At 30.1% G+C, this 12415-nt stretch carries 15 protein-coding genes; 5 read left to right on the top strand and 10 right to left on the bottom strand.

What is annotated here, in order from left to right; all coding sequences use genetic code 11:
- Positions 1-245: 245 nt before the first annotated feature.
- Both ACRC03_RS06710 and ACRC03_RS06705 read right to left on the bottom strand, forming a co-directional pair.
- Complete coding sequence (locus ACRC03_RS06710; RefSeq protein ID WP_438651787.1) at positions 246-734, bottom strand: hypothetical protein; 489 nt, start codon at positions 732-734, stop codon at positions 246-248.
- 5 nt (positions 735-739) lie between these two features.
- Positions 740-997, bottom strand: coding sequence for a Mor transcription activator family protein (locus ACRC03_RS06705; protein ID WP_438651786.1), 258 nt, complete (start codon positions 995-997; stop codon positions 740-742).
- 117 nt (positions 998-1114) lie between these two features.
- Here ACRC03_RS06705 and ACRC03_RS06700 point away from each other — a divergent pair, with 117 nt between their 5' ends.
- The 3 genes from ACRC03_RS06700 to ACRC03_RS06690 are packed head-to-tail and all read left to right on the top strand — an operon-like array spanning position 1115 to position 1756.
- On the top strand, positions 1115-1339 hold the full coding sequence (locus ACRC03_RS06700; RefSeq protein ID WP_438651785.1) for a DUF1659 domain-containing protein: 225 nt from the start codon (positions 1115-1117) through the stop codon (positions 1337-1339).
- Between the two features lie 34 nt (positions 1340-1373).
- Positions 1374-1601 (top strand): DUF2922 domain-containing protein, encoded by a 228-nt coding sequence (locus tag ACRC03_RS06695; protein WP_438651784.1) that lies wholly within the window; start codon positions 1374-1376, stop codon positions 1599-1601.
- Positions 1602-1609: 8 nt separating this feature from the next.
- A complete protein-coding gene (locus ACRC03_RS06690; RefSeq protein WP_438651783.1) occupies positions 1610-1756 on the top strand; it encodes a YvrJ family protein in 147 nt (48 codons plus the stop codon).
- Between the two features lie 13 nt (positions 1757-1769).
- On the opposite strand, the gene ACRC03_RS06685 is transcribed toward ACRC03_RS06690, so the two are convergent.
- Genes ACRC03_RS06685 through ACRC03_RS06675 form a run of 3 tightly spaced genes read right to left on the bottom strand, consistent with a single transcriptional unit; the run spans position 1770 to position 3835 of the window.
- Positions 1770-2486 (bottom strand): ATP-binding protein, encoded by a 717-nt coding sequence (locus tag ACRC03_RS06685; RefSeq protein ID WP_438651782.1) that lies wholly within the window; start codon positions 2484-2486, stop codon positions 1770-1772.
- The gene (locus ACRC03_RS06680; RefSeq protein ID WP_438651781.1) at positions 2452-3441 is read right to left on the bottom strand and encodes a DnaD domain protein; all 990 of its coding nucleotides are present in this window, start codon (positions 3439-3441) and stop codon (positions 2452-2454) included. The genes ACRC03_RS06685 and ACRC03_RS06680 overlap by 35 nt, the downstream gene beginning before the upstream one ends.
- A gap of 10 nt (positions 3442-3451) precedes the next feature.
- Positions 3452-3835 carry a hypothetical protein gene (locus ACRC03_RS06675; RefSeq protein WP_438651780.1) on the bottom strand — a complete coding sequence of 128 codons (384 nt, stop codon included), beginning with the start codon at positions 3833-3835 and terminating at the stop codon, positions 3452-3454.
- A 479-nt stretch (positions 3836-4314) separates the two neighbouring features.
- On the opposite strand from ACRC03_RS06675, the gene ACRC03_RS06670 reads away from it, so the two are divergent.
- The gene (locus ACRC03_RS06670) at positions 4315-5733 is read left to right on the top strand and encodes a M20/M25/M40 family metallo-hydrolase (RefSeq protein ID WP_438651779.1); all 1419 of its coding nucleotides are present in this window, start codon (positions 4315-4317) and stop codon (positions 5731-5733) included.
- Between the two features lie 284 nt (positions 5734-6017).
- Here the strand turns inward: ACRC03_RS06670 and ACRC03_RS06665 are convergent, their stop codons facing one another.
- A complete protein-coding gene (locus ACRC03_RS06665) occupies positions 6018-6191 on the bottom strand; it encodes a hypothetical protein (protein WP_438651778.1) in 174 nt (57 codons plus the stop codon).
- 141 nt (positions 6192-6332) lie between these two features.
- Positions 6333-6854 carry a GNAT family N-acetyltransferase gene (locus tag ACRC03_RS06660; RefSeq protein ID WP_438651777.1) on the bottom strand — a complete coding sequence of 174 codons (522 nt, stop codon included), beginning with the start codon at positions 6852-6854 and terminating at the stop codon, positions 6333-6335.
- A gap of 428 nt (positions 6855-7282) precedes the next feature.
- Between ACRC03_RS06660 and ACRC03_RS06655 the strand changes: the two genes are divergently transcribed.
- Positions 7283-8671: a peptide MFS transporter gene (locus tag ACRC03_RS06655; protein ID WP_438651776.1), complete on the top strand. Its 1389-nt coding sequence runs from the start codon at positions 7283-7285 to the stop codon at positions 8669-8671.
- Positions 8672-8861: 190 nt separating this feature from the next.
- Here ACRC03_RS06655 and ACRC03_RS06650 read toward each other — a convergent pair whose 3' ends face one another.
- From ACRC03_RS06650 to ACRC03_RS06640, 3 genes are all read right to left on the bottom strand, one after another.
- Positions 8862-10220, bottom strand: a complete 1359-nt coding sequence (locus ACRC03_RS06650; RefSeq protein WP_438651775.1) for a nucleobase:cation symporter-2 family protein — start codon at positions 10218-10220, stop codon at positions 8862-8864.
- Between the two features lie 299 nt (positions 10221-10519).
- Complete coding sequence (gene cysS / locus ACRC03_RS06645) at positions 10520-11935, bottom strand: cysteine--tRNA ligase (RefSeq protein ID WP_438651774.1); 1416 nt, start codon at positions 11933-11935, stop codon at positions 10520-10522.
- Positions 11936-12019: 84 nt separating this feature from the next.
- A complete protein-coding gene (locus tag ACRC03_RS06640; RefSeq protein ID WP_438651773.1) occupies positions 12020-12283 on the bottom strand; it encodes a hypothetical protein in 264 nt (87 codons plus the stop codon).
- Positions 12284-12415: the final 132 nt, after the last annotated feature.

Here is a 12415-nt window from a genome sequence, read left to right as displayed (position 1 = left end):
TTCACCCCACTTTCATCATATATTATTTTTATTATACAACATTTGAGACTTAATATAACTAGAAGTTGTTCCACCTCTCTTTATTAAGATAGTTTGAGACCTTGCCTTTCATCCCCACATCTAAAGAAGGGGGCTTTTCCGCAATTTATTGTAATCTCCATATTTAATACTATAGTTAAATAAGTTAATATCATCATTTTCAAATACCTCTAAATAACCCTTTATTTGTTCCTCTGTAAACATGTCTACTCCTCCATTTCCACCTTATTCTTTAACATCCTCATAAACTTATAAAACTCACTGCTCTCCATCCTATCATGTAGCCTATGATAAGTCATCGGAATCCTATTATAAGCACACCCCTTAGCTACAAACAAATAACTTTCACTGTAACTTTCCAACCAGAAATAATCCCAACTATAATCTTCACCTAAAGACCAAAACATCAAGCTCTCAGCCTTAACCTCAACAAAATCCCCTTTACTACAAATCCTAACCACACCATCTACTTCCTCAGCATGATCAAAATCAATTCCACCTCCCTGTGGAAAATTCACATGTACCAAAAGATCTCCTCCTATATAATTTAGTACCTTAACAATATTACTAGCCTCAACCCATTCACACACCGTAGGAACCTTACCATCAAACATTCTAATTATCCTACTTTCCCACTCATTTAAATTTCTAACATGAAACTCCCTCATTGGTTTAATAAATAATTCTCTACTCATTATCTTCATCCCCTTACACCATATTCTTTTAATATTCTTCTAACATGAGTCTTGCTCATTCTGTACTCACTCGCCAATCTACCCTCATTAAACCCATTGTACCTTTTAACAATTTCACTATTCCTCTTCTCCCTTACCACACTGGTATAAGTAGGAAGATAAACACTACCACCTCCATAAATCTTACACATCTCTATAAACTTTTCCTCACCAACAATCTCTAGAATAACCTCTGCTTTCTCTCCTACTTTATCTCTTTCCATAACATCCTCCCCCAAACAATACTTTGACACATTTGTTTTGCCTCTATGTTTCATCTTCCCTGTAATATATAAGTATAAGCACTAGCTTATAAAATAATTTTCAAGGAGGAACTTAACATGGCAGTAGTTGTAACAAGTAATCCAACTGGATTAAAAATCAAATTAAACTTAGGTAATGATCCAATAACAGGTAGGGTTATAACAAAAAGTAAAACTTACTCTAACCTTAGCCCTGAAGCAGCTGATCAAGACATATTTGATGTTGCAAATGTAATAGGCTCACTTCAAAAATACCCAATAGTTGAAGTAGCAAGAATAGACAATTCTACTTTGTCTGCATAGTAGTAAATAAAAAAATTAACGGAGGTAAATAATTATGGAAATTACAAAAAGATTAGTAATGACTTTCAAAACTGTAACTGATAAAAATGTGTCTCTATCAGTTGATAACCCTAGAGATAATTTGACAGAGGCTGAAATAAAAACAGCTATGACAGTGATATTATCAAAGGATGTCTTTGCTCCAAATGGTGAATCTTTAGCAGCTTTAGTTGAGGCTAAGGTTGTTCAAACTGAAACTAATCCATATGATTTAGTTTTATAAGATAAGTCATGGATTATGACATTGCAAATCTAGTTACAAATGTAGGGTTTCCTATTGCTCTATCCATGTACCTATTGGTTCGGATAGAGGGGAAACTCTCTAGTTTAACTGATAGTATCAATGAACTGTCTAAAAACATAATAAATTTAAAGTAGTAGAGGGTGAGTTTTACCCTCTTCTTCTATTTCCATAAATTCTATAATTCAATCTTTTGCCTTTAAACTCTATTAGGTACTCTCCACTCATTTCCACTAATCTACTTCCAATAGCTTCATCTATTTCTATTAATTCCTCAAAGTTTTTCTCTGAACTAGCTATTATTGGCATGTGATTAAAGTATCTATGATTTATAATTTCAAACATTATGTTAATATCGCTTTTGCTGATACTTCCTTTAAATAAATCATCTATTAGAAGTACTTTTGCGTTTTTGTATTTATTGGTTATTTTTATGTAATATTCTTCGTCTAAGATGTTTTGCTTAATTTTAGTTATAGCCTCTCTGTAGGGCATGTAGATTACTCCTATTTTATTTTCCATAAGCTTGTTGGCTATTGCCATGGAAAGGTGACTTTTACCACTACCCACTTGTCCGAGAAATAAAATGCTCTTTTCCCTACTGGGTAATTTTGTATTTTTGAAATTACTTATGTACTCTGTTGACTTGTTGAAGGCTTCTATGGTTTGTAGATCAAAGGCATAATTGAAGTTTTCGAAGGTCTTTTTTCTAAAGGCTTCACTTATACCACTATTTTTTAGTATGTTTTCTGCTTCTCTTACTTCTCTACATTTACATGGGGTGGCTATATTGTCTTCTATTATAAAGGTCAAGTCTCTACACAAGTTACATTTATAATCCGTTAAGGAGTTTTCTTGTATATTCAATTTGCTCTCTGGTTGGTTTTTGATAAATTGATTCATCTTCATTTTGAAGTTCTGCGGCATATTTAGATTGTTGATGGTTTTTATTGGCTCCATGGTTATGCTCTCCCCTGTAATTTAATTTCTTTTCATATATATCTAATTCCTCAAGGGTGGTTATTTTGTTGTTTTGCCAGTTAGTTATTATCCCATTTACGTACCCCTTGTTGCATTGCCCTCTTTTTTTTGCTATTTCAATGGATTTTTTAAATAGATTAATATCAAGTTTTTGGCTTATTTCTATTAGCCATTGACTAGAGCTTCCATTAATTAATCCTAGGTTTTCTTCATACAGTTTTGCAAATTCTTTTAAATTTTGATTTTCGCTGTAATACTTAATATCTCTATTGTTGTTAGTATTTCTAGTGTTATCTTCCTCATTTAAGTTTTCTCTTAGATTTTCTTTTTTCTCAAGGTAATTCTCATTCCCTTTTTCTTTATTCTCTTTATTAGCTTCACTGTTTTCTTTATGGTTTTCATTATGTTTTTCAGCTGGTTTTATACCTACTAGGTGATTTATGCTTTCACTGAAGGTATAGCCTTGTTCTTTGCAGTCTTTGAAAAATAGTTTGAGTAGTTTTTCTGATTTTACATTTTTTATTTCTTTTTCTACGCACTTTTGGATCTTTATGTTAGATATTTTATTGTATTTTATCCAATTTTTTAGGTAAATTTCCTTAGTCTCAAAATCGTAGGTTATTTTTTTGTATTCTTCAAATCTGTTAATTAGCTTTTCTACAGTTTCTCTACTGTAGCCTGTTTCTGTTTCTATAATTTTTGTTGGTAGTTCATAGATTCCGCATTGTCTTGTTTTTGTATTAGTTAGTAAGTAAAGATAAAAGTATTTTTCCTCTGGTGTTAAATCAAGTACAAAAGCATCTTGCCAGAATTCTATTTGTATTTGCCTATAAATTGCCATAATCTCCTCCTTAGCGTAATCTAAAAACTCTGCTTGTACTAGTTTTAGAGTATTTTTCTATTATTTCAGGGTGGTCTACTTTTAGTCTTTTTGTATCTACTGTTGTTTTAGATATATTTTTCCAAGTGATTTTTCTTTCTTTGCATACGGCACTTTCATACTCTTTCATTTCATTTTTTATAGAGTTTTCTATTGCCTTTTTTTCTATTTCTAGTTTTGAGATTTCTTTTATTACTTCATCGTAGTATTTAAAGTTTTCGTATAATTCCTCTTTTAAGATTATTGTTTCAGCTACAGTGTTCTTGTAGCTGTTATTTAAAAATTTAGTACATTCTTCACTTTCAAATGGTAAGTTACATGCCAAACCAGTGTTTGCTCTATTAAATAGTTTCATCCTCTTCTATTCCCCCTAATTTTATTATTTTAATTGTGTCCCCTAATCTTTAATGTAATTTTTCTTTTGATTTTATTTCTCAATATTTACGTTCATATGTTCTTTGTTCTATGATAGAACCGTACAACACTTTATTATCATAGTCAACTATTTTTAACTAAAAATCTGAAATTTTCTTGTTTTTTTCTTTTTAATTATCAATTATTCCTTTTAATAACTTACTCGACCTATTAATGTTTCTATTATTTACATTTTTTCTATAATTGCACTATAGTTGCTTATATAACCATCTACGTGTAAAAAATATCTAGTGCAAGTTAATAATGCAATTGTTTGTGTCTAAATATTTACATAAATTCAATCCACCATAATTAAATTTCAAGAATATTCCTATAAGTTCATACATATTTAATAAAGTAACGCATCTTTAACAAATACATGAATTGAAAATCTATGAATTATATTGAGGGGGAGTAGTTATGAATAAAAAGAAAAAATTATTTTCAATAGCTGCATCAGCTGTAATAGCAGCACCGATTATATTTACAACATCTTCATTTGCAGGAGCAAATGCTAGCGGGATACAATCTAAATTAGAAAGACAACTAAGTGTTAATAGAATAATAAAAGATATAGAAAGATTATCAATGGATGAGTTACTTCAAGATAATAAAGATAATGCAAGGGTAACAGGATTTGAAGGTGAGCATGAAGCGGCTAATTACATATTAGGCCAATTCAATAATCTTGGATTAAACACAGAAATGAGAACAATAAATAATATAGACGGATTTATAGATGAAGGTGCAACATGTACTGTAAATGGAACTAACGTGACAGTAAAAACAATGACATATTCTCAATCTACAACTGGAACAGTTGAAGGAGAACTTGTATATGCAGGTTTAGGAAGAATTAATGATAAAGATAATGATTTTAAAGATGTTGATTTAAATGGAAAAATAGCTCTTATTAAAAGAGGAGAAATATCTTTTGCAGAAAAAGCTAAAAATGCCTTTGCTAATGGAGCAATAGGTGTAATTATATATAATAAGGATCCTGGTATGGTTAATGGAACATTAGGATCTTTAGATGATAGCAAAGGTCCTACTGTAGGTATGGCTAAAGAAGATGGAGATAGTTTAGTAACAAAATTAAAAGCTGGAGAAACTATAAACACTTCACTACAAGTTAAAACTTTAATTAAGCCAAATAGTAATTCATACAACGTAATAGGGGAAATACCAGCTCACAATAATTCTAAAGATCCTAAAACTATAGTAATAGGAGCTCATTTTGATAGCGTAAGTTGTCCAGGTGCAAATGACAATGCTAGTGGAACAGCTACAATATTAGAACTTGCCAAATTATTATCTCAGCCAGAAATAAAAGATAAATTACAATATAACGTAAGATTTGTTGCATTTGGAGCAGAGGAAATAGGATTAATAGGTTCTGATGAATATGTAGCTCAATTAGTAGAATCAGGAGAAGCTAAAAACATAGCAGGTATGATAAACCTTGATATGGTTGGTGTTGGAGAAAATCTAGTAACTTATAATCTAAATGATACTTCAGATCATAAGGTAACTGATATAGCAGAAGCTAGTATAAAAGAATTAGGCTATGAATATGGTGGTCATTTTAACTCAGGTTCAAGTGATCATGCACCATTTGAAGATGCAGGTATACCATCAGTATTTATCCAATTCTCAAAAGACCCATATTATCATACAGATGAAGATACAGTAGATAAAGTAGATCCTCAAAATATCTATAAAACTTCAATGGTAGTTTTAGATATGATAATGGATATTAATGATAAGAAGCAAGATAAACTTAATAACATAGTTAAAGTTAATAAGGTCTATGAAAATCAAGAAATGCCAAGAAAATAGTAATACTATGATTATATCTAATTTTTTATAATATTTGGAGTATAGAAGGATTTGTGTAAATTCAAATCCTTCTATACTCCTTTTTGAACGTGTTTTATCTCTTCCATTATTTGAGAAATCAAGTTACTATGGCATGAGGGAATTACTTATGTTATACCTTACAACTGAAGTTATAAAAAGTGGTCTAGGTATTGACAAAAGTACTGCCGCAACATCATATTTAAAGTTTTCAAGTAACTCTCTATAAATGCTATTACCACCCATTGATAACATTAAGGTTATAACTAAATATTTAATTTTGTATTTTTCTTTCTTGTTCTATGTTTTCTTTCTTCATATCTTTTCCAATGTACATGCTTCTCATCGTATTGTGTTCGTGCTTCTTTTTCTTCATCTGCATATCCAACATATACAATTTCTAGAGGGATTACTTCTTTAGGTAAATTTAATATTCCCACATACCACTATAATTGCTGGTGCAGTATATTTTCCAAAATATATATTTTCATTAACTTAACTTAGTATGGCTTTTTCTGTAATAACAATAAACTCCCAAAGTCTACTATTACATGTAATTGGTGCTGCTGTAGCTACTTTTATTATACTTGTATCCAGTAGCGGTCTATAATCTTACCGTCTACTTCTACAGATTTTTCAAATACTCCATTATTTGCAAGAATAGTTTTTTTACTACCTACATTATCAGAATCACAAGTTATAAGCACCTTACTTAATCCGTAGTCTTTACATTTAGTAAGATTTTGGCTAAGCATTTCTTTTGCGTATCCTTTTCTTCTTTCACTTGGTCTAACAGAATATCCTATATGACCTCCCCAAACACTTAAGATTGGATGATTAATATGATGCCTAAAATCAATGACTCCTATAATTTTATTATCCGATATTCTTACTGCTATGTATGTATTAGAGGTTACCTTATCTTGAGGACAAGTATTTTCACTTTCAAGTATATCAATAGTATCAATCCATTCTTTTGATGTAGAACATCCTCTTAAATTTCCACACCCTGCCATAGTATCACCACACTTCAAGAACTCTTCCTTGTATTTCATAATATCATCATCGTATTCTAAAGTCGGCTTTATTAATTTTATTTCCATTTTACCATCTCCCTTATAATTCTATTGTACATTATTTTTGTTTTTATTCTTATTATTATTTTTGTTCTTGTTATTATTTTTATTTTTCTTCTTCCCTATACCCATACCTTAATCTTACTTCAATTTAAGTATGGGTATGCATACCCTATAGATACACTTACTTTTATTAAACTGAAAGGTTAATTAACCTTCTCTTCTTAATTATTTTTAATATTCTTAATTATTTATTTTCTAACAAATCTATAACTTGATTTTTTTTTGTAAAGTTATTAAACTTATATATATATAAGTTATTTTTTATATTTAACTTACGTATATTTTAATAAATATACAACACTTCATTAACTCTCAATATTTGAATACTTAATCAATACTTTATATCTCAAATATTTTTTGTTCGTGGAAATTTTTTTATGGGAGGTTTTTTTATGGACAATACGACAGTTAAAAAGAATAGTCACCCATTAGGTTTTTACTTTATTGCAACTCTACAAATGTTTGAGAGATTCAGTTACTATGGCATGAGGGGATTACTTATGCTATATCTTACAACTGAAGCTATCAAAGGTGGACTAGGTATTGACAAAGGTACTGCTGCAACAATTTATGCTAACTTTACAATGTTTGTTTATTTTGCTCCACTACTTGGTGGATACATAGCAGATAAGTTTTTAGGTAAAAAGAAAACGTTTTTTATTGGTTCTATATTTATAACTCTAGGTATGATATTATTATTCCTTTCAGCATCTAAGTTCATGGTTTATGTTTCACTTATATTTATAATCTTTGGTAATGGTTTGTGGAAACCTAATATCACTTCTATCGTTGGTGATTTTTATGGTAACAACGATCCAAGAAAAGATGGTGCATACTCAATATTCTATACATTCATCAATATAGGTGCTTTTTTAGCTCCACTTGTATGTGGTACTCTTGCAGAAAAGACTTTTGCTGTGACTAAGGGTTCTGAGGTAGTTAGTTATGGTTATAAGTTTGGTTTCTTAGCTGCTGGTATTGGTATGTTAATTGGTTCAGTTCTTTATATGTTATTTAGTTCTAAGCTTCTTGGCGATTTAGGTAACTATGATGCTGCTAATCCTAAAAAACAAGCTAAAAATTCTTCTGCTAAAGTTGAGAAAAAACCTCTTACTAAAGAAGAAAAGAAAAGAGTTTCTGCAATTGTTGCACTAACATTCTTCGTAATAATCTTCTGGGCTGGATTTGAGCAGGCTGGTTCAAGTTTAACTTTATATACTAATGACTATATAAATAGAAATGTTGGTGGCTTTGAAGTTCCAACAAGCTGGTTCCAATCTATAAATGCTTTTTTATGTGTAGTTCTTGGACCTTTATTTGCATTGTTGTTTGTAAAGCTTTCTAAGAGACCTAAGGGAGATATTCCAACTCCAACAAAAATGGGTTATGGTTTAATTATACTTGGTCTAGGCTTTGCTTTAATGGTTGGTGCTGCTCTTGAAAGAGGAGATACTACTAATGTTGCAGTTAAAGCTAATATTTTATGGTTATTAGGTGCTTATACACTTCATACTGTAGGTGAAATGTTCTTGTCTCCTGTTGGTTTATCAATGGTAAGCAAGCTTGCTCCTAAACAAATTGCTGCTATTATGATGGGTGTTTGGTTATTTGCTACTGGCTTTGGTAATTATATTGCTGGTATGTCTGCTGCTTTTGTGGAAACTTGGGGCGCTTTAAGTGTATTTGGATTAGTAACTGGTATAACTATATCTGCTGGTGTACTACTTTGTATCTTAAGTCCAATTTTCCAAAAACTTATGGTTCTTGATGAGGAAAGTTAAAATTATTACTATAATTTTTAAGTTATTACTATAATAAAAAGATATTACTACAACTAAAAAGAGGGGTCTTACCCCTCTTTCTTTAATATAAATATTAGTTTTATGTATATCTTGTTTTTGTTTATATCTTAATTTTATTTATATATTAGTTTTGTGTGTATCTCAATTTTATGTATACCTAAATACACTATTATAAATGTTTTAAAGCTGTTTCTGGTGGATTTCCTACACTACTTATATCTCCCTGTGCAGATTTATCTCCCCAATTTAATACTGCATTTAGTACTATTGCAAATACTGCTGTAGTAGTTATGGCACTATGGAATATAGTTTGAACCATAGAAGGCATTTGACTTAATATCTCAGGCTTAACTGTAATACCAATACCAAAAGCAAGTGAAACAGCAGTTGTTAGCATATTACTAGTTTTAGAATAATCTACATTAGATAAGGACTGGAATCCTGATATTGCTACTGTTGCAAACATTACTGATGTTGCTCCACCAAATACTGGTGCAGGAATTATAGTAGCTAGTGCTGCAAATTTTGGACATAAGCCAAGAATCATTAGTATTACACCAGCTGTAACAATAACCCATCTGCTATAAACTTTTGTCATTGAAACAAGACCAATATTTTGAGCAAAAGTTGTATAAGGGAAGGAGTTAAAGATTCCACCAACTAAAGTAGCTAATCCTTCAGCTCTAAATCCTTTAACTAAGTCTTTTTCTCCAAGTTCCATTCCACAGATTTGACCAATACCTATAAAACTTCCTGTAGATTCCACAAGGACTATAAGCATAACAATAAGCATTAGACCAGTACTACCTAAACTAAATTGTGGAGTTCCAAGGTAGAATAATTTAGGTAATTCAAACCAAGCAGCTTCGTATACAATCTTCATATTCACCATCCCCATTGGTATAGCAGCTAACGTTCCAACCACTAAGCCAATAAGTACTGATAAAGATTGAATAAATCCTTTAAAATATCTATTACAGATAATAACTATTAAAATAGTAAAAAATGCTAATGCTAAATATTTAGGATTTCCAAAATCCTCTACATAACCTCCGCCCATATTATTAATTCCAACGGGAATTAAAGAAAGTCCTATCATTGTCAATGTAGTACCCGTAACAACTGGTGGGAAAAAACGTAATATCTTACCATAGAGTGGAGCGATTATGACAATAATAATACCACTTAAAATAATAGCTCCAAAAGCGGTCCTCATTCCCTCTGTGGTACCAATAACTATCATTGGGCTAACAGCAGCAAATGAACATCCCAGAATTACTGGAAGTTTAATACCTGCAAAATTACCAATACCTATAGCTTGAATAAGTGTAGCCACCCCACAAGCAAAAAGGTCTAGTGCCACAAGGACAGCTATTTGTTCTGGTGACAACTTAACTGCAGCTCCTACTATTAATGGAACTGCAACTGCACCTGCATACATTGCAAGAACATGTTGTAATCCTAGTGGAATAAGTTTTTGAATAGGTAGCATTTCATTGGTGATGTTTTTAACTTCTTCGTGTTTCAATAAATTTACCTCCCTTAAATTGTATTATTATTTCTATAAGATTAATGTAGTTAATATATAACCTTTAACCTTCTCTAAATCTAGTCATTAAACGACATAATTAGATTTAAATATTACAAATTACTTTGATTATATTAATATAGTATTAAATTATCAACTCACATTACCAGATTTTAACTAAGTTAACATAAATAATACAAAGTTATTAATCCAAAAGCTTATTTTACAAGTAATTAGGATTTTTAAAATAATAAAAGTGCCTTATTTTGTTTCTATAAAGGCACTTTATCGTTACTAATTTATTTTTTTACATTCCAAGATGTTCCTTCTCTAGTATCTAAAATTTCAATATTACTATCTAGTAGCATATCTCTAATTTCATCTGATTTGGCCCAGTCTTTGTTTTTTCTAGCTTGAGTTCTTTCATCAATTAATTTTTCTACCCATCCTACTTTTTCTTCATCTATTTCTTCTTTGTTTTCAACTTTAGTAAGCTCAAGTGCAAATACTTTATCAAAGTCTTCTATAAGAGTTAGCTTTTCTTTGTTGTTTAAGTTGTCATCTTTGATTACTTTAAATAATACTGTAAATCCATTAGCTATGTTTAAATCATCATTTATATGGGTTTTAAACTCTTCCTTATAGATAGCTATTTGTTCTTTGTTTATTTCTTCTTCTAGGTTTGTATCCTCTACTATAGCTTTCACCTTTTGCTTTAAGCTTGCTAAAGACTTTTTAGCATCTTCCATTCTTTCATAGCTAAATACTAAAGGTTTTCTATATTTAGATTGAAGTACATAATATCTGTAGACTATTGGATCGTATCCATTATCTATTAATCTATCTAGTTTTAAAAATTCTCCACTAGACTTAGACATTTTTCCATTGTCTAATATTAAAAACTCTCCATGTAGCCAGTAGTTTACCCATTTGTGTCCTAGGGCTCCTTCTGATTGTGCTATTTCATTAGTATGATGTACTGGTATATGGTCTACTCCACCACAATGTATATCTAAGTATTCCCCTAAATACTTAATTGCCATTGCAGAACATTCTATATGCCATCCAGGGAAACCTGTACCCCATGGTGATTCCCATTGTAAGATGTGGTTGTCGTATTTAGAATTTACAAACCATAATACAAAGTCTAGCGGATTCTTTTTAAAATCATCTACTTCTACTCTATTACCTGCTTGTAATTCCTCTATGTTAATGTTTGCAAATTCTGTGTATTTATCAAATTTATCTATAGAAAAGTATACATTGTTGTTTGCTATATAAGTGTAGCCCTTTTCTTCTAGTTTTTTAATTAGCTCAATAATCTCTTCAATATGTTCAGTGGCTCTACATACTACTGTTGCTGGTTTTATGTTTAGTTTTTCTAAATCAGTTAAAAAGGCTTGTTCATAGTATCTAGCTATTTCAAGTACACTCTTTTGTTCTCTTTTCGCCCCTAATGCCATCTTGTCTTCCCCTGTATCCTCATCTGATTGAAGGTGGCCTACATCGGTAATATTCATAACATGATTTACACTATAGTCGTTGTATTCTAATACTCTTTTTAATACATCTTCAAAGATGTAAGTTCTTAAGTTACCAATATGTGCAAAGTTGTATACTGTTGGTCCACAAGTATACATTTTTGCTTTATTTTCTTCAGTTGATATAAACTCTTCTACAGTTTTATTTAATGTGTTATAAATTTTAAGTCCCATATTTTGTACTCCTTTTGTATAGTGATTACTTATATAAAATGTGTTATTTTTCCCAAAGCACTATTAAATATTCATACTTTTTAATTAATCTACGTTTTCAGTTAATTTTATTTTCATTTTAAAAGATATATATTCATTTTCAGGCTTAATTGTTAAATAATAACTACTCTCCATTAATTCAAATAAGTGGTTATATTTTTCATCTTCCTTTGAAATTATTTCTTTTGTTTTTATTATTAAAGTTACTTTTTCTTCTCCATAATAGTTTTGAAAAGAACTAATCGGTTCTTTATTTTCAAATTGATTTTTTATATGTTTTAAAATATTTCTAAAATTTTTTCTCTTCATAAAAATTTTCCCCCTTTTTATATTTTTATTTCTATAATATTATTCTATAACATTTTTGTTAATTTTTCATAGTTTAGATTAAAATTTTATATTTTATAATATGAAATTTATATTTTTTCTGTATTTTTGACA

This window comes from Romboutsia sp. (assembly GCF_051659545.1).
Classification (GTDB): domain Bacteria; phylum Bacillota; class Clostridia; order Peptostreptococcales; family Peptostreptococcaceae; genus JBOFOR01.
The sequence above is the reverse complement of the archived record's forward strand: the minus strand, read 5'-3'. Positions and strand labels throughout refer to the sequence as shown.

Excerpts from the sequence above, each read along its gene's own strand:
- ACRC03_RS06710 (WP_438651787.1), bottom strand. The coding sequence starts at position 734 with ATGAGTAGAGAATTATTTATTAAACCAATGAGGGAGTTTCATGTTAGA.
- ACRC03_RS06705 (WP_438651786.1), bottom strand. The coding sequence starts at position 997 with ATGGAAAGAGATAAAGTAGGAGAGAAAGCAGAGGTTATTCTAGAGATT.
- ACRC03_RS06700 (WP_438651785.1), top strand. The coding sequence starts at position 1,115 with ATGGCAGTAGTTGTAACAAGTAATCCAACTGGATTAAAAATCAAATTA.
- ACRC03_RS06695 (WP_438651784.1), top strand. The coding sequence starts at position 1,374 with ATGGAAATTACAAAAAGATTAGTAATGACTTTCAAAACTGTAACTGAT.
- ACRC03_RS06690 (WP_438651783.1), top strand. The coding sequence starts at position 1,610 with ATGGATTATGACATTGCAAATCTAGTTACAAATGTAGGGTTTCCTATT.
- ACRC03_RS06680 (WP_438651781.1), bottom strand. The coding sequence starts at position 3,441 with ATGGCAATTTATAGGCAAATACAAATAGAATTCTGGCAAGATGCTTTT.
- ACRC03_RS06675 (WP_438651780.1), bottom strand. The coding sequence starts at position 3,835 with ATGAAACTATTTAATAGAGCAAACACTGGTTTGGCATGTAACTTACCA.
- ACRC03_RS06670 (WP_438651779.1), top strand. The coding sequence starts at position 4,315 with ATGAATAAAAAGAAAAAATTATTTTCAATAGCTGCATCAGCTGTAATA.
- ACRC03_RS06660 (WP_438651777.1), bottom strand. The coding sequence starts at position 6,854 with ATGGAAATAAAATTAATAAAGCCGACTTTAGAATACGATGATGATATT.
- ACRC03_RS06655 (WP_438651776.1), top strand. The coding sequence starts at position 7,283 with ATGGACAATACGACAGTTAAAAAGAATAGTCACCCATTAGGTTTTTAC.
- cysS (WP_438651774.1), bottom strand. The coding sequence starts at position 11,935 with ATGGGACTTAAAATTTATAACACATTAAATAAAACTGTAGAAGAGTTT.
- ACRC03_RS06640 (WP_438651773.1), bottom strand. The coding sequence starts at position 12,283 with ATGAAGAGAAAAAATTTTAGAAATATTTTAAAACATATAAAAAATCAA.